This is a genomic window from Mesorhizobium sp. WSM3868 (assembly GCF_002294785.1).
Classification (GTDB): domain Bacteria; phylum Pseudomonadota; class Alphaproteobacteria; order Rhizobiales; family Rhizobiaceae; genus Mesorhizobium.
The window spans coordinates 227,738-246,394 of the sequence record NZ_NSGB01000004.1; the positions used below are offsets into that span (position 1 = coordinate 227,738).

14 protein-coding genes are annotated in these 18,657 nt (G+C 64.6%); 4 read left to right on the forward strand and 10 right to left on the reverse strand.

The genetic code is table 11. The annotated features are described in order from the left end of the window. Positions 1–52 precede the first annotated feature (52 nt). Positions 53–1,369 carry an imelysin family protein gene (locus CK221_RS09345; protein ID WP_170950300.1) on the reverse strand — a complete coding sequence of 439 codons (1,317 nt, stop codon included), beginning with the start codon at positions 1,367–1,369 and terminating at the stop codon, positions 53–55. Positions 1,370–1,796: 427 nt separating this feature from the next. Here CK221_RS09345 and CK221_RS09350 point away from each other — a divergent pair, with 427 nt between their 5' ends. Then, the gene (locus CK221_RS09350) at positions 1,797–3,047 is read left to right on the forward strand and encodes an FAD/NAD(P)-binding oxidoreductase (protein ID WP_095777515.1); all 1,251 of its coding nucleotides are present in this window, start codon (positions 1,797–1,799) and stop codon (positions 3,045–3,047) included. A 38-nt stretch (positions 3,048–3,085) separates the two neighbouring features. Here CK221_RS09350 and CK221_RS09355 read toward each other — a convergent pair whose 3' ends face one another. Beyond that, a complete protein-coding gene (locus CK221_RS09355) occupies positions 3,086–4,363 on the reverse strand; it encodes a 4-aminobutyrate--2-oxoglutarate transaminase (RefSeq protein WP_095777516.1) in 1,278 nt (425 codons plus the stop codon). Between the two features lie 247 nt (positions 4,364–4,610). Here CK221_RS09355 and CK221_RS09360 point away from each other — a divergent pair, with 247 nt between their 5' ends. From CK221_RS09360 to CK221_RS09370, 3 genes are read left to right on the forward strand one after another with little or no spacing between them, the layout of a single operon-like run. Continuing rightward, the gene (locus CK221_RS09360) at positions 4,611–5,747 is read left to right on the forward strand and encodes an efflux RND transporter periplasmic adaptor subunit (RefSeq protein WP_095777517.1); all 1,137 of its coding nucleotides are present in this window, start codon (positions 4,611–4,613) and stop codon (positions 5,745–5,747) included. Beyond that, complete coding sequence (locus CK221_RS09365; protein ID WP_095777518.1) at positions 5,744–6,817, forward strand: efflux RND transporter periplasmic adaptor subunit; 1,074 nt, start codon at positions 5,744–5,746, stop codon at positions 6,815–6,817. The genes CK221_RS09360 and CK221_RS09365 overlap by 4 nt, the downstream gene beginning before the upstream one ends. Beyond that, positions 6,817–9,912, forward strand: coding sequence for an efflux RND transporter permease subunit (locus tag CK221_RS09370; RefSeq protein ID WP_095777519.1), 3,096 nt, complete (start codon positions 6,817–6,819; stop codon positions 9,910–9,912). The genes CK221_RS09365 and CK221_RS09370 overlap by 1 nt, the downstream gene beginning before the upstream one ends. 39 nt (positions 9,913–9,951) lie before the next feature. Here the strand turns inward: CK221_RS09370 and CK221_RS09375 are convergent, their stop codons facing one another. From CK221_RS09375 to CK221_RS09410, 8 genes are all read right to left on the reverse strand, one after another. Next, positions 9,952–10,698 carry an ABC transporter ATP-binding protein gene (locus CK221_RS09375; protein WP_066996480.1) on the reverse strand — a complete coding sequence of 249 codons (747 nt, stop codon included), beginning with the start codon at positions 10,696–10,698 and terminating at the stop codon, positions 9,952–9,954. After that, positions 10,695–11,555, reverse strand: a complete 861-nt coding sequence (locus tag CK221_RS09380; RefSeq protein ID WP_095777520.1) for an ABC transporter ATP-binding protein — start codon at positions 11,553–11,555, stop codon at positions 10,695–10,697. Before CK221_RS09380 ends, CK221_RS09375 begins: the two co-directional genes overlap by 4 nt. A gap of 10 nt (positions 11,556–11,565) precedes the next feature. Continuing rightward, on the reverse strand, positions 11,566–12,486 hold the full coding sequence (gene nikC, locus CK221_RS09385; protein ID WP_095777521.1) for a nickel transporter permease: 921 nt from the start codon (positions 12,484–12,486) through the stop codon (positions 11,566–11,568). After that, complete coding sequence (locus CK221_RS09390; RefSeq protein WP_095777522.1) at positions 12,483–13,550, reverse strand: ABC transporter permease; 1,068 nt, start codon at positions 13,548–13,550, stop codon at positions 12,483–12,485. The genes nikC and CK221_RS09390 overlap by 4 nt, the downstream gene beginning before the upstream one ends. An 18-nt stretch (positions 13,551–13,568) precedes the next feature. Then, positions 13,569–15,206 carry an ABC transporter substrate-binding protein gene (locus CK221_RS09395; RefSeq protein ID WP_095777523.1) on the reverse strand — a complete coding sequence of 546 codons (1,638 nt, stop codon included), beginning with the start codon at positions 15,204–15,206 and terminating at the stop codon, positions 13,569–13,571. Positions 15,207–15,480: 274 nt separating this feature from the next. Further along, a complete protein-coding gene (locus CK221_RS09400; RefSeq protein WP_095777607.1) occupies positions 15,481–16,755 on the reverse strand; it encodes a lytic murein transglycosylase in 1,275 nt (424 codons plus the stop codon). Positions 16,756–16,939: 184 nt separating this feature from the next. Continuing rightward, entirely contained in the window at positions 16,940–17,545 is a 606-nt protein-coding gene (gene recR / locus CK221_RS09405; RefSeq protein ID WP_066996262.1) for a recombination mediator RecR, read from the reverse strand. Between the two features lie 121 nt (positions 17,546–17,666). Next, positions 17,667–18,656, reverse strand: a complete 990-nt coding sequence (locus CK221_RS09410) for a cell wall hydrolase (RefSeq protein ID WP_095777608.1) — start codon at positions 18,654–18,656, stop codon at positions 17,667–17,669. Position 18,657 lies beyond the last annotated feature (1 nt).

Here is an 18,657-nt window from a genome sequence, read left to right on the forward strand (position 1 = left end):
GCATGATCTTGTCCAAAAACCGGCTTCCACTTTTTGGGATCATGCTCGGGTGCTACTTGAACACCTTGTCCGGAGCATCAAGGCTGTCGGAGCCCTCGAAGGCGATGGCATTGAGCTTGAGCGAGCCGACCGCGCGTTCGATCGACTTGGTCTGGTCGATCAGCGCGTCGATCGCCGCCTGCACAGTGGCGTTGCCTTCCGCATTGCCTTCGGCGATCTGCTGGTCATAGGCCTCGCCGGCCAGCGCCCGCGCCTTGATCGCTTCCATCTTGGCGACCGAAGTATCGAGCTTGTCCGACAGTTCCTTGTCGATCGCCGGATCGGCCACCTTCACCATGTCCGACACCGACGGGCCGGAAACCACGGTGCCGTCGAGACGCGTATAGTTGGCGTGATAGGCGGCGCGAATGCCGATCGCATCATAGAGATGCGAGTTGTAGGTGTTGTCGGAGAAGCAGTCCTGCTCCTCCTCCGGGTCGTGCAGCAAAAGGCCGAGCTTCATGCGCTCGCCGGCCAGTTCGCCATAGGAGAGCGATCCCATGCCGGTGAGGATGGTGGAGATGCCGGCATTCGGCTCGCCATCGACGAGGGTCTTGCGCGCGGCGCCGTCTTCTTTCCAGTTGTTGACCATCTCCTGCAGGTCGGAGACCAGAAGGTCGCTTGCCGACTTCAGATATTCCGCGCGGCGGTCGCAATTGCCGCCAGTGCAGTTCTTGAGATCGTAGTCGGTGTACGGGCGCTCGCCGGCGCCTGGACCGGTCCCGTGCAGGTCCTGGCCCCAAAGCAGGAATTCGATGGCGTGATAGCCGGTCGCGACATTGGCCTCGACGCCGCCGGCTTCCTGCAGCGTGCCCGAGAGGAATTCCGGCGTCAGCTTCGAGGCGTCGACCTTCTTGCCGTTGATCTCGATCTCCTTGTTCGCAATGACGTTCGCCGTATAGAGCGAGTTCTCGTCCGACTCGGTGCCGTAGCTCTTGGCGACATAGTCGATCAGGCCTTCGTCCAGCGGCCAGGAATTCACCTTGCCTTCCCAGTCGTCCACGATCTTGTTGCCGAAGCGGTAGACCTCGGTCTGCTGGTAAGGCACGCGCGCCGCCTTCCAGGCGTCGCGTGCAGCGTTGAGCGTCTCTGCCGAGGGCTTGGCGAGAAGCGCGTCGACGGCCTTGTCGAGCGCCTCAGCCGTGATCAGCGAATCCTCGTATTTGGCGAGCGCGATGTCGGCATAGGTCTTGATCACCGCCTTCGCATCGGTTTCGGCCTTCGCCGGCAGCACGAACACGGCCGCCGTCAGCGCCGCGGTGGCGCCGATCGCGGCAAGCCTGCTGCCCCAACGCAGCGCAATAGTTCGCGGCGTGATTATCGCTTTCATCAATCCCATCTCCTCAGAAATTCAATGACATAGGAATGCGGCCGCCGGCGCGCGGCGCCAGCGCAAGCACGAATGACCGGAAAGGCAAAGTTGCCGCGCAATGGCGCGGCCAATCAGCAAAAGACACCGAAATGCCTCCAATCGAAAGGGTTCAAGGCCCAGACATCAAAGGAATGCGCCGAGAGCGCGGCCCTCCATAAAGCGGCGGAGCGGCTGGAAGTCAACTGGCGGTACAGAGAAAATTCAATTGAAACAACAGTTTAGAATTATTCTAAACTGGAATTATCAACTTTAAGCCGGCGAATGCGGCGGACATCCGGATTGACAGGCGGCCATCCTGGGTGCGACCCGGACCACGGCTCTTGCGGCGGCGGCAGACAATCGCCACTTGGCGGAAGATCCTAGATTTGAGGCAAAAAGGGCTGCGATGAAGAACGGGGTGGTCATTGTCGGTGCGGGTCATGCCGGCGTGCAGGCGGCCGCTAGCCTGCGTGAGGAAGGCTATGACGGGCCGGTCATCCTGATCGGCGACGAGAACGAGCTGCCCTATCACAAGCCGCCGCTGTCCAAGACCTTCATCAAGGATGCCGAAGCCAAGCCGCAGCCTTTGCGCGGCGAGGCCTTCTATTCCGGCAATGCCATCGACTACCGGCCGGGCGTTTGGATCGACAGGATCGATGGCGAGCGCAGGCTGGACGTTTCCGGCGGCGGCACAATTGCCTTCGACCGGCTGGTGCTGGCCACCGGCTCGCGGCCGCGGCTCCTCAAGCTCGATGGCGCGGAGCTCGCCGGCGTGATGTCGCTGCGCTCGCTGGCCGATGCGCGGCTGATCCGCGAGTTGAGCGCGCAGAGCGAGGAGGTCGTCATCCTCGGCGGCGGCTTCATCGGCCTCGAAATCGCAGCGACGCTGAGGGCCGCCGGCCGCAGGGTCACCGTCGTCGAGGCGCTCGACAGGCTTCTCGGCCGCGCCGTGGCGCCGGCAATCGCGGCGCATGTGCGCCAGCGCCTGGAGGCGATGGGCGTGCGCCTGCTCACCGGCACCACGGTTGCCCGTCTGGAAGGCGAAGGCGGCCGCGTTTCGGCCGCGATCACGTCAAGCGGCGAGCGCCTGCCGGCGCAACTGGTGATTATCGGCATCGGCGTGGTGCCCAATGTCGAGCTGGCCGAAGCCGCCGGCATCGCGATCGCCAACGGCATCCGCGTCGACCAGCATATGCAGAGCTCGATCCCGGAAATCCTCGCCGTCGGCGATGCCGCCTCCTACCGGCACTGGTTCACCGGCGGCGACGTGCGGCTGGAATCGGTGCAGAACGCCACCGACCAGGCGCGGCTTGCCGCGCGCACCATCGTCGGCCATGCCGAATCCTTCGCGGCCGTGCCTTGGTTCTGGTCGGATATCGGCGACATGAAGCTGCAGATGGTCGGCCTGACGCAAGGCGGCGACAGCCATGTCGTGCTGGGCGAGCCGGCCGAGAACAAGTTCTCGATCTACCATTATGCCGGCAACAGACTGCTCGGCATCGAATCCGTCAACCGCCCGGCCGACCACATGCTCGGCCGCAAGATGCTCGGCGCCGGCTTCTCGCCCGCGCCTCACACCGTGGCAGCCGGGCCGGATGCGCTGAAGGCGGCGCTTGCGGCCTTCAGCCAGGACGAGCCGGCAAGGGCCGCAGGCTGACGCGCTTACCCTCCCCCTTGTGGGGAGGTAGGGTTGGCTCAAGCCGCCCGCGCCTCGCGGATCGAGGTCTCCAATATATCCAGCGCCTCCGTCATGACGCCGTCCTGGATGGTGATTGGCGACAGGAAGCGGATGACGTTGCCGTAGACGCCGCAGGTGAGCAGGATGAGGCCCTTGTCGAGCGCCTTCAGCCGCACCGCATTGGCTAATTCCGCCGAGGGCAGGCCCTTCTTCACATCATTGAACTCGACGGCGTTCATGAAGCCCGGGCCGCGGATGTCGACGATCTCCGGCACGTCCTCGCGGATCGACGCCAGCCGCTGCTTCAGCCTGGCACCGAGCGCGTTGGCGCGCTCGCACAGCTTTTCTTCCTCGATGACGTCGAGCACGGCATGCGCCGCGGCGACGCCGATCGGGCTGCCGCCATAGGTGCCGCCGAGCCCGCCCGGTCCAGGCGCGTCCATGATCTCGGCGCGGCCGGTGACGGCCGACAGCGGGAACCCGCCGGCGAGGCTCTTGGCCATGGTGGTGAGATCCGGCGCCACGTCATGGTGCTCCATCGCGAACATCTTGCCGGTGCGGGCAAAGCCGGTCTGCACCTCGTCGGCGACAAGAAGGATGCCGTGCTGGTCGCAGGTCTTGCGCAGTGCCGTCATGAAATCGCGCGGCGCCTCGTAGAAGCCGCCCTCGCCCTGCACCGGCTCGACGATGATGGCCGCGACCCTGGCCGGATCGACATCGGCCTTGAACAGCTTGTCGAGCGCTGCAAGCGAATCCGCGACCGACACGCCGTGCAGCGCGACCGGGAACGGCGCATGGAAGACATCGGCCGGCATGGCGCCGAAGCCAACCTTGTAAGGCACGACCTTGCCGGTCAGCGCCATGCCCATGAAGGTGCGGCCGTGGAAGCCGCCGGAAAAGGCGATGACCGCCTGGCGACCGGTGGCGTTGCGCGCGATCTTGATGGCGTTCTCGACGGCCTCGGCGCCGGTGGTGACGAAGACGGTCTTCTTGTCGAACTTGCCGGGCAGCATGCCGTTCAGCCGCTCGGCGAGGCGCACATAGCTCTCGTAAGGAACGACCTGATGGCAGGTGTGGGTGAAGCGGTCGAGCTGCGCCTTGACCGCTTCGATCACTTTCGGATGGCGGTGACCCGTGTTGACCACCGCAATGCCTGACGAGAAGTCGATGTAGCGGCGGCCCTCGACGTCCCAGATTTCCGAATTCTCGGCACGATCGGCGTAGATCTGCGTGGTCATGCCGACGCCGCGCGAGATCGACTGGTTCTTGCGTTCGGAAATGGCTGAATTCTTCATCTCACACCTCATCGGGCCGGCGCCCGCTCCGTTTTGATGCCGTCAAAGCCTCTTCTGACCTTATTTCAGGTTTTCCTCAAGTCGGCACATTGGCCCAGTCGATTGGGCCTGCCGCAAGGCCGAAATCGGTCTCGACCAGCCGGTCGATCGTCAGGCAGAAACAGTTTCCTTTTCCGGCCGATCGATTATCCTCGCTGCAGCCGCGACGCGCCGCTGCCGGGAACGGCTCCCGCGGGCCGAGGGAACCATGAGCAGGAACGCGACATCGTCCGCTTTGCCGTCCTTGCCGCTCCGCCCCGCATGTTGTCCAAACACATTGCTGCTGCTGACCTGTGTCTTCGCGGCGCTGCTGGTTTCAGGTTGCCAGAAGCAGCAGGCAGCCGACAAAAAGCTGCCGGTGATGGTGACCACACAGACGGTCGCGCTTGCCGACTACGCGCCGCGGACCTCGCTGACCGGGGTGATCGCGGCCCGCACCCTCAACAATCTGTCGTTCCGCGTCGGCGGGCGCGTCGCCGAGCGGCTGGTCGATGTCGGCCAGCATGTCGACCAAGGGGCGGTGCTTGCCCGCATCGACCCGCAGGAACAGGAATCGGACCTGCGCTCGGCTGAGGCCGACCTCGACGCCGCGCAGGCGCAGCTCACCCAGGCCGCGGCCACTTACCAGCGGCAAAAGACGCTGCTCTCCGAGGGTTTTACCACCAGACGCGATTTCGACACCGCCAACCAGACGCTGAAAGTGGCGCAAGGCAGCGTCGATGCGGCGCAAAGCGCCTTGGCCAACGCCAAGGAAAATCTTTCCTTCACCGAGCTCAAGGCAGGAGCCGGCGGCGTGATCACGGCGCGCCAGGTCGAAGCCGGGCAGGTGGTGCAGGCGGCGCAGACCGTGTTCACCATCGCCGAGGACGGCGACCGCGACGCGGTCTTCAACGTGCATGAAACGCTGGTTGCCCAGACGCCGCCCTCCCCGGCGGTGACGATCACGCTGCTTTCCGACCCTCAGGTCAGGGCTGTCGGCAAAGTGCGCGAGATCTCACCGGCGGTCGATACCCAGTCGGGATCGATCCGGGTCAAGGTCGGCATTCCCGATACGCCTGCCGGCATGCCGCTGGGCGCGGCCGTGATCGGCACGGTCAGCGCCAAGTCCGTCAAAGCCGTCTTGCTGCCCTGGCAGGCGCTGACCTCCACCGCCGGCAAGCCCGCGGTTTGGATCGTCGACCCGTCGAGCAAGGCGGTGACCGCGGCGCCGGTCGAGGTGCTCGCCTTCGATTCCGGCGTGGTCGTCGTCGACAAGGGTCTGCAGGAAGGCCAGAGCGTCGTGACGGCCGCCGGACAGTTGCTCAGTCCCGGGCAGACGATCGAGGTGGCGGGGTCCAGCCAATGAACCGGTTGCCGCACATAGCTTCGCTGGTTCTTCTTGCTGCGCTTGCCGCCTGCTCGCGTTCGGAAGAGAAGGCGCCTGAGGTCATCCGGCCGGTCCTGTCGATGGTGGTCGAACCGAAGACCGTCGAGACCTTCGGCTTTGCCGGCTCGATCGAGCCGCAATACAGCGCCGACCTCGCCTTCCGCCTGCTCGGCCGCGTCGTCTCGCGCGACGTCAAGGTCGGCGACATCGTCAGCAAGGGCACGACGATCGCGGCGCTCGATCCGACGGCGCTGGAGTTCGCCGTCCAGGCATCGAAAGCCGATCTGTCGAACGCGCAGGCGCAATTCGCCAATGCCGCGGCCAGCGAGGAGCGGCAGCGCCAACTGCTTGCCTCCGCCAATACTTCGCAGGCTACGTTCGATGCCGCCAAACAAGCGCGCCAGGCGGCGGAAGCCGGCGTCGAGCGCGCCAATGCCGCTCTGGCCAAGTCGCAGGAGCAGCTCGGTTATGCCCGGCTGTTCTCCGATTTCGACGGCGTCGTCACAGCGATCGGCGCCGAAGTCGGCCAGACGGTTTCGCCGGGACAGACCGTCGTCACCGTAGCCCGCACCGATCCGCGCGAGGCAGTGGTCGACATTCCCGACCAATTGACCGGCGATCTCACCGTCGGCGCGCCGTTCGAGATCATTCTGCAATCGCTGCCGACCATCAAAACCGACGCCAAGCTGCGCGAGGTCGCGCCGCAATCGGAGGGCTCGACCCGCACCCGCCGCGTGCGGCTGACCCTGGTCAATCCGCCGTCAGCGTTCCGGCTGGGCTCGACGATCACGGCGACGCGCATGACCAAGCTGGCGCCGACCATCGAACTGCCGATATCGGCGCTGCTGGAAAAGAATGGCTCGGAAATGGTGTGGGTCGTCGATCCGCAGTCCTCAAGCGTGAGCGCGCGCGAGATCAAGATCGCGTCGAAAAAGGGCGGCAGCTTCACCGTGGCCGAAGGCCTCGCGGCAGGCATGCGCGTCGTCACCGCGGGCGTCCACAGCTTGAGCGAAGGCGAGAAAGTCAAGGTGCCGGAGGGCGGGGTCTGATGCAGGGCTTCAATCTTTCCGATTGGGCGCTCAGCCACCGCTCCATGGTGTGGTATTTCATGCTGGTCTTCGTCGTGGCCGGCATTTTCTCCTATCTCAATCTCGGCCGCGAGGAAGATCCCGCCTTCACCATCAAGACCATGATCATCCAGGCCAACTGGCCGGGCGCCTCGGTCAAGGAGACGGTGCAGCAGGTGACCGACCGCATCGAGAAAAAGCTCGAGGAGCTCGACAGCCTCGACTTCACCAGATCCGTCACCACGGCCGGCCAGACCGTCATCTTCGTCAACCTGAAGGACACCACCAAGGCGCGCGATGTCGTGCCGAACTGGCTTCAGGTGCGCAATATGGTCAACGACATCAAGGCGCAGTTGCCGCAAGGCGTGCAGGGACCGTTCTTCAACGACCGCTTCGGCGATGTCTACGGCAACATCTACGCCTTCACCGCCGACGGGCTGACGCCGCGCCAATTGCGCGACTATGTCGAGGATGTGAGGACAAAGATCCTGACCGTGCCGAATGCCGGCAAGGTTGACCTGGTCGGGGCGCAGGACGAGGCGATCTACCTGGAATTCTCCAGCCGGCAGATCGCCGCGCTTGGCCTCAACCAGCAGCAGATCGTCGCCAGCCTGCAGGCGCAGAACGCCATCACGCCGTCCGGCGTCGTGCAGTCCGGTCCGGAGCGCGTCAGCGTGCGCGTCGGAGGCCAGTTCACTTCCGAAGAGAGCCTGCGGGCCATCAACCTGCGCGTCAACGACCGCTTCTTCCGGCTGAGCGACGTGGCGACGATCAGGCGCGGCTATGTCGACCCGCCGACGGCCTTGTTCCGCTTCAACGGCCAGGATGCGATCGGGCTTGCCATCGGCATGAAGCCGAACGCCAATCTGCTCAAATTCGGCGAAGCGCTGCACGACGAGATGCAGAAGGTGCTGGCCGATCTGCCGGTCGGCGTCGGGGTGCATCTGGTCGCCGACCAGCCGGTCATCGTCGAGGAGGCGGTCTCGGGCTTCACGCGGGCGCTGTTCGAGGCCGTCGCCATCGTGCTGGCCGTCTCCTTCATCAGCCTCGGCCTGCGCGCCGGCTTCGTCGTCGCACTGTCAATTCCGCTGGTGCTGGCCATCACCTTCACGGTCATGGCGTATCTCGGGATATCGCTGCAGCGCATCTCGCTCGGTGCGCTGATCATTGCGCTCGGCCTTTTGGTCGACGACGCCATGATCGCCGTCGAGATGATGGTGGCGCGGCTGGAGGTCGGCGACAACCTGCGCAAGGCGGCGACCTATGTCTATACCTCGACCGCCTTCCCGATGCTGACCGGCACGCTGGTGACAGTCGCCGGCTTCATCCCGATCGGGCTCAACTCGAGCGCCGCAGGCGAGTACACCTTCACGCTGTTCGTCGTCATCGGGGTGTCGCTGCTGGTGTCATGGATCGTGGCGGTGCTGTTCGCGCCGCTGCTCGGGGTCACCATCCTGCCGGCGACGATGAAGGAAAAACATCACGACCAGCCCGGCCGGTTCACGTCACTGTTCCGGCGCGTGCTTGTCTTCTCGGTTCGCCGCCATTGGCTGACGATCATCGTGACGATGCTTGTGTTCGCGGCCTCGGTCGCCGGCTTCGGTCTCGTCCAGCAGCAGTTCTTCCCGCCATCGGACCGGCCGGAGCTGATCGTCGACTGGAACCTGCCGCAGAACTCCTCGATCACCGAGACGCGCGACCAGATGGAGCGCTTCGAGCAGCGGGCGCTGGTCGGCAACCCCGACATCGACCATTTCAGTTCGTACATTGGCCAGGGCGCGGTGCGCTTCGTGCTTGCCTATGACGTACAGCCGGCCAATCCCTATTTCGGCCAGACCGTCATCGTCACCAGGAGCATCGAAGCGCGCAACCGGGTGAAGCCGGCGCTGGAAAAGCTGCTGCGCCAGGAGTTCGTCGGCACCGACGCGTTCGTCAAGCCGCTCGAGCTCGGGCCGCCGGTCGGCAGGCCGGTGCAGTACCGCGTCGGCGGTCCCGACATCCAAACGGTGCGCGAGCTGGCGCAACAGTTTGCCGGCGTGATCTCCGCCAATCCGAGGCTCGCCGCGCCGACCTTCGACTGGAACGAACCACAGCGCGTGCTGAGGGTCGACGTGCTGCAGGACAAGGCGCGTCAGCTCGGCATCACCTCGTCCGATATCGCCAGCGCGCTGAACAGCACGGTGGGCGGCTCGACGATCACCCAAGTGCGCGACGCCACCTACCTGATCAATGTCGTGGCGCGCTCGCGCGAGGCGGACCGCAGCTCGATCTCGACACTGCAGAACATGCAATTGCCGACCGGCACGGGCGAGTCGATCCCCTTGGCTGCCATCGCCAATTTCCGCTACGACCTCGAGCAGCCGACGGTGTGGCGGCGCAACCGCACGCCGACGATCACCGTGCGCGCCGGCCTGGTGGGCGACGTGCTGCCTGCGACCGTGGTCAACGAGCTTAAGCCTTCGGTCGATGCCTTCATCGCCAAGCTGCCGCCCGGCTATTCGGTCGAGACGGCGGGCTCTGTCGAGGAAAGCGCCAAGAGCCAAGGACCGATCGCGGCCGTGGTGCCCTTGATGCTGTTCATCATGGCGACCATCCTGATGGTGCAGTTGCAAAGCTTCCAGCGCCTGTTCCTGGTGGTGGCGGTGGCGCCGCTCGGGCTGATCGGCGTGGTGGCCGCCCTGGTGCCCAGCGGCGCGCCGCTCGGCTTCGTCGCCATTCTCGGCGTGCTGGCACTGATCGGCATCCTGATCCGCAACTCGGTCATCCTGATCGTCCAGATCGAGGATCTCGTCGCCGAGGGCAAGGACCACTGGGCAGCCGTGATCGAGGCGACCGAGCACCGGATGCGGCCGATCGCGCTGACGGCGGCGGCGGCCAGCCTGGCCCTCATCCCGATCGCGCGCGAGGTGTTCTGGGGACCGATGGCCTACGCGATGATGGGCGGCATCATCGCCGGCACGGCGATCACGCTGCTCTTCCTGCCGGCGCTTTATGTGACGTGGTTCCGAATCAAGGAGCCGCCGAAGCGGGTGCGGGATGGCGCCAAAGCAGACGTGATCGTTGCTGCGGAGAGTTAAAAGCCAGGTCGCACCCCGTCGCGAACCTGCGAGAGAAAACTACACCCTCACAAACCCCTCGCTCGCTCGAAGCAGGTTGCGCGTATAATCCTCGCTCACGCGGTGGCCGATCAGCTGGCTTGCGGTCAGCGTCTCCACCGCTTCACCGTTCTGCATCACCATCAGCCGTTCGCACATATGGGTGATGATGGCGAGGTCGTGACTGACCATCAGGAAGGTGAGCTTGCGCCGCCGCCGCACCTCTTCGAGCAGGTTCAGCACCTCGGCCTGGACAGAGGCATCGAGCGCCGAGGTCGGCTCGTCGAGCAAAAGGATCGAGGGTTCGAGGATCAGCGCGCGGGCGATCGCCACGCGCTGGCGCTGGCCGCCGGAGAGCTGGTGCGCATAGCGGAAGCGGAAACCCTTGCCGAGGCCGACTTCGTCCAGCGCGCGCTCGATGCGCTTCTCGCCATCCTGGATTGCGTGAATGGCGAGCGGTTCCTGCAGCAGCCGGTCGACGGTCTGGCGCGGATGCAGCGACCCATACGGATCTTGGAAGACCATCTGCACGTCGCGGTAAAAGGCCTTGTCGCGGGTCTTGCCAAGCGTCTTGCCGTTGACAGCGATGGTGCCGGCAGCGACAGGCGCAAGGCCGGTGATTGCCTTGAGCAGGGTCGACTTACCGGAGCCGCTTTCGCCAACCAGCCCGTAGGACTCGCCTTCCCTGACTTCGAGGTTAACGCCCTTCAGCGCGCGGAAGCGGTCGAAAACCACCTCCAGCCCTTCGATGGTGATGGCGGCCGTCATGCCGCCCATTCCGGCTTGCGGTCGAGCACCGGCAGCGGGTGTCGCTCGAAGCCGATCCTCGGCATGCAGTTGAGCAGGCCGCGGGTATAGGGATGCTGGGCCTCGCGCAGCTCGGACGCCTTGAGCTGCTCGACCACCTTGCCGGCATACATGACGACCACGCGGTCGCAGAAGGAGGACACCAGGCGCAGATCATGCGAGATGAAGATCAGCCCCATGCCGCGCTCGGCGACCAGCCTGTCGAGAATGTTCAGCACATCGAGCTGCACGGTGACGTCGAGCGCCGAGGTCGGCTCGTCGGCGATCATCAGTTCCGGCCCGGCGATCAGCATCATGGCGATCATCGCGCGCTGGCCCATGCCGCCCGAGACCTCATGCGGATGAAGGTCGAAGACACGGGCCGGATCGCGAATTTGCACCGCCCGCAGCATCTCCAGCGCGCGCTCGCGCGCTTCGGCCTTTCCGACTTTCTCATGCGTGCGCAGCGTCTCGACGATCTGGCGGCCGATGGTCATCACCGGATCGAGCGAGTATTTCGGGTCCTGCAGGATCATGGCGATGCGGTTTCCCCGCAGCGCACGGCGCCGGCTGGATGACACCGAGAGCAGGTCGATGCCGTCGAAGCGCAGCTTTTTCGCCGACACCTCGGCCTGCGGCGGGGTCAGGCCCATGATGGCGCGGCCGGTCTGCGACTTGCCGGAGCCGCTCTCGCCGACGATGCCCAGCCGCTCGCGGCCGAGCGAGAAGGAAACGCCGCGCACCGCCTGCACGATCCCGGTGCGTGTCGGGAAAGTGACGCGCAGATCGTCGACTTCGAGCAGCGTGCCTTTCGTTTGCTTATCGGAATTGCCGCTCATTGGTCGCCACTCATTGGTCGCCACTCCGGGGATCGAGCGCGTCGCGCAGGCCGTCACCGAGCAGGTTGAAGCCGAGGCTGACGATAAGGATGGCAGCGCCTGGCGCGGCAGCCACCCACCACTGGTCGAGGATGAAGCGGCGGCCGGACGCAATCATCGCGCCCCATTCGGGCAGCGGCGGCTGCGCGCCGAGGCCGAGGAAGCCGAGGCCGGCGGCGGTGAGGATGATGCCTGCCATGTCGAGCGTCACCCGGATGATCAGCGAGGAGATGCAGAGCGGCATGATGTGGCGCAGCACGATGCGGAAGGGTGAGGCACCCATCAATTGCACCGCCTTGATGTAGTCGGAATTGCGCACCGTCAGCGTCTCGGCGCGCGCGATGCGCGCGTAAGGCGGCCAGGAGGTGATGGCGATCGCCAGCACCGCGTTCTCGATGCCGGGGCCGAGCGCCGCAACGAAGGCCAGCGCCAGCACCAGCTTCGGGAAGGCCAGGAAGATGTCGGTGATGCGCATCAGAATGGCATCGGTCCAGCCGCCGGCATAGCCTGCGACGGTGCCGACCAGCAGGCCGATGGGCGCGGCGATGATGGCGACGAGGATGACGACATAGAGCGTCCAGCGCGAGCCGTAGAGGATGCGCGAGTAGATATCGCGGCCGAGGTCGTCGGTGCCGAACCAATGCGCGGCGCTCGGCGCCAGCAGACGGGCATTCTTCAGGTCACCCACGGTTGGCGAATAGGGTGCCAGCACGCCGGCAAGCGCGGCTACCACCACCAATGCGAGAATGATGAGCAAACCGACGAGCGCGAGCCGGTTGGCTGTGAAGCGCCGCCAGGCCACATAGGCGCGGCCGAGCCTTGCCTGCATGCGCGAGGCCGGCCTCTCGCTGAGCAGCCATTCGCGACGGGTTTGTATCGTCTCGGCGCTCATTCGACTTTCGTCCGTGGATCGAGGAGCCGATAGAGCAGGTCCGACAGAAGGTTGATGGCGATGAAGACCGAGCCGATGATGATGGTGCCGCCGAGCACCGCGTTCATGTCGGCGTTCTGCAATGAATTGGTGATGTAGAGGCCGATGCCCGGCCAGGAGAAGACGGTCTCGGTCAGCACCGAGCCTTCGAGCAGGCTGGCATAGGAAAGCGCGATCACCGTCACCATCGGCACAGCGGCGTTGCGCAGCGCATGGCCCCAGATGATGCGCGTCTCCGACAGCCCCTTGGCGCGGGCGGCGACGATATATTCCTGCGCCATCTCGTTCAGCATGAAGGAGCGCGTCATGCGGCTGATATAGGCGAGCGCGAAATAGCCGAGCAGGGAGGCCGGCAGGATGATGTGGCGGTAGGCGTCGTAGAAGACATCCCACTGTCCCTGCATGGCCGCATCGAGCAGGTAGAAGCCGGTGATCGGCGTGAAAGTGTATTCGTAGACGACGTCGAGCCGCGCCGGAAAGGCGACCCATTGCAGCTTGGCGTAGAACAGGACGAGGCCAAGCAGCCCCAGCCAGAAGATCGGCACGGAATAGCCGATAAGGCCGATGATGCGCACGATCTGGTCGACGAGACTGCCGCGCCTGACAGCAGCGAGCACGCCGAGTGGCACGCCGATGACGGCGCCGATGATCGTGCCGAGCGTCGCCAGTTCGATGGTCGCCGGGAAGACGCGGCGGATGTCGGACATCACCGGATTGGTGGTCAGCACCGAAGTGCCGAAATCGCCGCGGAGCGCACTTTTCACATAGATATAGAACTGTTCGATCAGCGGCAGATCGAGGCCCATCTCGCGGCGCGTGCGCTCGACGACGGCAGTAGGGGCCCGGTCGCCGAGCACGGCCAGCACCGGATCGATGGGAATCACGCGGCCGATGAAGAAGGTCACAGCGAGAAGACCGAGATAGGTCGTCACCGCGATGACCAGGAAACTGCCGAGCGCGGATAGAATGGCGACGGCACGGGCGCTGCCGCGCCCGGCCACCGCCTGGTTTTCAACTATGCTCACGCGGCGCGTCCGAGAACGCTATTCCTTCGAGACCGCACCGACGAAGTTGGTGTCGAAGCTCGGTCCGAGCGCGAAGCCCTTGAGGTTCTTGCGCAGGCCCGCCACTTCGAGCTGCTGGTGGATGACGACGAAGGGGCTGGTGTCGAGGATCTTCTTCTGCAGATCCTTGTACATGTCGGCGCGCTTAGCCGAATCCTTCTCCAGCAGCGCCGCCTCGGTCTGCTTGGTCAGGTCCGGAATGTCCCAGGCATTGCGCCAGGCCAGGGTCTTGATCTTGGCGGCGTCGGAATTGTCCGGGTTCGAGGCGAAGGTCTGGGCATTGGAATTCGGGTCGAAATAGTCCTGGCCCCACTGGCCAATATAGATGTCGTGGTTGCGGGCGCGGTATTTGGTCAGCGTCTGCTTGCCGTCACCGGGAATGATCTCCAGCTTGATGCCGGCCTGACCCAGCGTCTGCTGGATCGATTCCGCCATGCCTGTCTCCGGCTGTTTACTGCGTACGTCCATGGTCACGCTGAAGCCGTTAGGCAGGCCGGCCTTGGCCAGCAGTTCCTTCGCCTTGGCGACATCGAGCTTGAACGGGTTGTCGTCGATGGCGCCGAGGTCGCCCTTGGGCAGGAAGGACTGGTGGATCTCGCCGATGCCCTTGAGGATGGTCGAGCCCAGCGCATCATAGTCGACCAGGTACTTGAAGGCCTGCCGAACCTCCGGCTTGGCGAGGTTGGCGTTCTTCTGGTTGAGGCTGATGTAATAGACCGTGCCCTTCGGCGCGCTGGTGGTGGTGAGATCGCCATTCTTGGCGATGGCGTCGAGATCGTTCGGCTCGAGGTTGCGGGCGACGTCGATATCGCCGGCCTCGAGCGCCAGACGCTGCGCCGAGCTTTCCTTCATGAAGCGGTAGATAACGCGGGCGAGCTTGGCCTTCTCGCCGTTGTAGTTGTCGTTGCGTTCCAGAACGACGACTTCATTGGCGCGCCATTCGCGCAGCTTGTAAGGGCCGGAGCCGGCATAGCCGGTCTTCAGCCAGGCATTGCCGAAGTCGTTGTCCCATTTGTAGTCGGCGCTCGGCGTGACGGCGGCGACATGTTCCTTGACGAGCTTGCTGTCGACGACCGAGGCGACGGTAGCCGACAAGCAGTTGAGCACGAAGCTCGGCGCATAAGCCTTGTCGACAACGAACTGGAAGGTGGTGTCGTCGACCGCCTTAGCCTTTTCGGTGACGTTGTCGCCGCTGATGCCGAACTGGTTGATGATGAAGGCGGGGCTCTTGTCCAGCTTGATCGCGCGCTCGAAGGAATAGGCGACGTCGGCGGCGGTGATCGGATTGCCGGAGGCGAACTTCATTCCGGGCTTAAGCTTGAAGGTGTAGGTCAGGCCGTCGTCGGAAATAGTCCAGCTCTCGGCGAGATCGCCCTTGACTTTGGAGGTGTCGCTGAGGTCGAGGCGAACCAGGAGATCGTAGGTGTTGCCGGTAACCTCAGCGGTTGACAGCTCGAACGCTTCGCCCGGATCCATCGAGATGATATCGTCGAAGGCGAAGCCTTCGACCAACGTGTCGGCAGGCGTGACCGCAAAGGCCGGCACCGCGAGCAGCGCCGACATCGCCACACCCGCGAGCAAGCCACGAGAGCGAAGAGCAAACCTTTCCAGCATCATGGTAGTCGTTCCCTGTTTTGTTGATTGTTGACCTGAGTTCCCGGCTCAGGGTTGCAGAATTCCTTGGGACCGATCGACGGCCCACCGACCTTACCGTCGTGGTTTTTGTCCAGTTGGTCAACACCCTATTCAGCTGCGTTCGAGCCCGCAACGCGCATTTTGCGAGACGCTTATTGGGCCAGAATGGGCCGTTGCGAGTCGACCCAGCTGCCAGCTAGTCGAAGCCGCCGATTGGGAAAAATCTGCCAACTCCTGGCCGCTTGGAAGTCGCCCGTCATTTTAGCTGCGCAACCAGGTTCGCGTCCGGAAAGCAGGTGGCGGCCTTGCCGTTCTTCGCTTGCCAGACGCCGATCGAGCGGCGTGTCTTGAAGCCGGGCAGGCCGTCGGCACTGCCGACATCGTAGCCCTTGGCCTCCAGCGCTTGCTGGAGGGCAGCGATATCGGACCGGTGGAGATCGCCCACCCGCCCCCAGGTGCCGGCAAAGGTGGTGTCGCCTTTGGCGATGCGATCGGCGGCGTGGCCGATGAACAGCGCATATAGATCGCTGGTGTTGTATTGCTTCAGCACATAGAAATTCGGCGTGACGATGAAAGCGGGGCCGCTGCGTCCGGCCGGCATCAGCAGGAAACCCTCGGCCTTGAGTTCACTGGCCGGAAACGCCTTTCCGTCGACGCGCCTGATGCCCATCGCCACCCAGTCAGAAATCTTCTTGCCCTGGTCGGGTCCTTCGAGCGCGCAGGAGACGTTTGCCGGCGCAATCACCTCGGTCCCCCAGCCGCGCCCCCTCACCCAGCCATAGTGGACAAGATAGTTGGCGATGGAGGCGAGCACGTCCGGCGTCGAATTCCAGATGTCGGGCCGGCCGTCGCCGTCAAAGTCGACGGCATGCTTGAGGAAGGACGTCGGCATGAATTGCGGCTGGCCGAGCGCGCCGGCCCAGGAGGACTTCATCGCATTGACCGGAGCGAGCCCGCGCTCGACGATCTCGAGTGCGGCCAGCACCTCCGTGCGGAAGAAATCCTTCTTCGTCGACATGAAGGCCTTGGTGCCCAGCACCTCGAAGGCGTCGTAAGGCATCTTGGCGGCGCCGAAGCCGGTCTCGCGACCCCAGATCGCCAGCACGATCTCGCCGGGCACGCCGTATCGCTTCTCGATGAGCCCAAGCACGCGGGCGTTGGCGCTTTCGCGCGACCGTCCTCCGCCGGTGACGGCCCGAATGATCTTCTCGGCGAAATAATTCGCGGGCGGACCGAACTCCGCCTGGTGCTGTTTTTGCGGCGTCGCCGGCTTCTCGCCGGGCATGACGAGATCCGGCAGTTTCAGGTTCGGCTTCACGCCGATGAAGGCGGCGTCGAAGGTCTTTTTGGAAATGCCTTTGGCCTTGGCCTCGGGCCAGAGGTCGTTTTGCAGCCAGGCCTGGAATTGGTTGTCGATGGGCGTGGCGCGAGCGGGCAGGGTGAGGAGGACGGCAAGCGCCGCAAGGAAAAATGCGAAGCCGAATTTGGAAAAGCCGCGTTCTGTCGCGCCCCCCTCTGTCCTGGCGGACATCTCCCCCACTTGGGGGGAGATTGGCTGTTTCGGTGCCCCGCCTCTTCCTGCGACGTTGGATATTGGCGAAAGCCGGCGTGACGTCTGATCTCCCCCCTTGCGGGGGAGATGTCCGGCAGGACAGAGGGGGGTGGGACGGAGTGCGGCCTTTCCGGGAAAAACGCCAGTCACCAATCCCCTCCCCTCAAAACGCCGTCCTCGAGCGCAGCGCCGCGGCAAGCGTGCCTTCGTCGAGATAATCGAGCTCGCCGCCGACCGGGACGCCATGCGCGAGCCTAGTCACCTTGACCTCGAAACCCGAGAGCTGATCGGTCAGGTAGTGCGCCGTGGTCTGGCCCTCGACGGTGGCGTTTACGGCAAGGATCACCTCCTTCACCTCGCCGCCGGCGACACGGTCTACCAGCGAGCGGATGTTGAGCTGGTCCGGGCCGATGCCATCGAGCGGCGACAGCGTGCCGCCGAGCACGTGATAGCGCACATTCATGGCGGCGGCGCGTTCCAGCGCCCAGAGATCGGAGACGTCCTCGACGACGATAAGCGTGCCGGCATCGCGGCGTGGATCGGTGCAGATCATGCACGGGTCGGAGGTGTCGACATTGCCGCAGGTCGAGCAGATGCGCACTTTATCGGCCGCCTCGCCCATGGCTGCGGCTAAAGGCTCGAGCAGTTGCTCCTTCTTCTTGATGAGATGGAGAGCCGCGCGCCTTGCCGAACGCGGCCCGAGCCCCGGCACCTTGGCCAGGAGCTGGATCAGGCGTTCTATCTCTGGACCGGCGATTCTTTTCGACATCGCTCTGATCTAGAGCAATTCCGGGAAAAGTGCGAAACGGTTTTCAGAGCGCTTTGGTGACATCCGCAACAGGAAATGATCCGCCATGCCGTCAAGGCGGATCATTTGATGGCGGGTTGGCTCAGTAGGCTTCGAGCGGCCGGGACTGGCTGACAATCAGCGCGCCGATGGCGTCGGTGTTCTCGGGCGTCGACTGGAATCCCATCGCCGCTTCCTGCGGAGCGCTCGGAACGGAGGTGATGTAGCGGCCTTTCAACGTGCCGCCGAAGCGGGAGGCGTCGGGCTCCTCCATCGGCTCCTGCATCGCCACCATGATCGGCTTCGCCGTGACGCGGCCGGCCTTCTGCCCTGGCGCGGCGGAGGCCGTCACATAGGTCTGCTGGGCGGCAACGGTTGTGGTCTTGGCCGGAAGCGCTGGCGCGGCAGCCGCGGTCGTGGCGGCCTGCTTGGCCGGATCAGCATGCACGATCGTCTTGACCACCGGCTCGGCGGAAGCGACGAGAACCGGAGCGGTGGGGTCGGTCTTCTGCGACTTGCCGGAGGCCATGGCGACCATGGGCTCATCCGGCAACGGCTGCCAGTTGCGGCCGCGCTTCTCATAGAAGGCATTGCCGCCGGCCACCATCGTGTAGTGCATGTTCTTGTAGGGGAAACGCAGGCCGGCGGTGTGGAAGAACATCGTGTTCTTGAGCTTGGCCTTGCGCTCGCCTTTCAGCACTGCCTCGGCGGCTTCCTCGACATCTGGCAATGCCCGCGAATTCATCGGGCGCGTCAGCACGCCCGGGGCGAACTGGCCCCTTTCGCCGACGACCTCGCAGATCGTGCTGCCATGCTGGCCCGAGCGTAGCCGGTTCATCACGACCGTGCCGACGGCGATCATGCCGTCACGGCTCGACCGGTTGGACTCGAAGAACATCGCCCTTTGCAGGCACTCCTTGTCCTTCATCGAGTATTTGTAGGAACGCGAGCTGAGAAAGCTCGGGGTGACGGCGTCGGTCAGGCTCGCCACCGACATGCCATGTGAAGCGGTCTGGCTGCAGCCGGCCAGGAACAAGGGGGAAGCGGCGATGCCGATAAGCAGCAGCGGCGTCTTCCATCGCGTCGCGATCAAC

Excerpts from the sequence above, each read along its gene's own strand:
- CK221_RS09345 (WP_170950300.1), bottom strand. The coding sequence starts at position 1,369 with ATGAAAGCGATAATCACGCCGCGAACTATTGCGCTGCGTTGGGGCAGC.
- CK221_RS09350 (WP_095777515.1), top strand. The coding sequence starts at position 1,797 with ATGAAGAACGGGGTGGTCATTGTCGGTGCGGGTCATGCCGGCGTGCAG.
- CK221_RS09355 (WP_095777516.1), bottom strand. The coding sequence starts at position 4,363 with ATGAAGAATTCAGCCATTTCCGAACGCAAGAACCAGTCGATCTCGCGC.
- CK221_RS09360 (WP_095777517.1), top strand. The coding sequence starts at position 4,611 with ATGAGCAGGAACGCGACATCGTCCGCTTTGCCGTCCTTGCCGCTCCGC.
- CK221_RS09365 (WP_095777518.1), top strand. The coding sequence starts at position 5,744 with ATGAACCGGTTGCCGCACATAGCTTCGCTGGTTCTTCTTGCTGCGCTT.
- CK221_RS09370 (WP_095777519.1), top strand. The coding sequence starts at position 6,817 with ATGCAGGGCTTCAATCTTTCCGATTGGGCGCTCAGCCACCGCTCCATG.
- CK221_RS09375 (WP_066996480.1), bottom strand. The coding sequence starts at position 10,698 with ATGACGGCCGCCATCACCATCGAAGGGCTGGAGGTGGTTTTCGACCGC.
- CK221_RS09380 (WP_095777520.1), bottom strand. The coding sequence starts at position 11,555 with ATGAGCGGCAATTCCGATAAGCAAACGAAAGGCACGCTGCTCGAAGTC.
- nikC (WP_095777521.1), bottom strand. The coding sequence starts at position 12,486 with ATGAGCGCCGAGACGATACAAACCCGTCGCGAATGGCTGCTCAGCGAG.
- CK221_RS09395 (WP_095777523.1), bottom strand. The coding sequence starts at position 15,206 with ATGATGCTGGAAAGGTTTGCTCTTCGCTCTCGTGGCTTGCTCGCGGGT.
- CK221_RS09400 (WP_095777607.1), bottom strand. The coding sequence starts at position 16,755 with ATGTCCGCCAGGACAGAGGGGGGCGCGACAGAACGCGGCTTTTCCAAA.
- recR (WP_066996262.1), bottom strand. The coding sequence starts at position 17,545 with ATGTCGAAAAGAATCGCCGGTCCAGAGATAGAACGCCTGATCCAGCTC.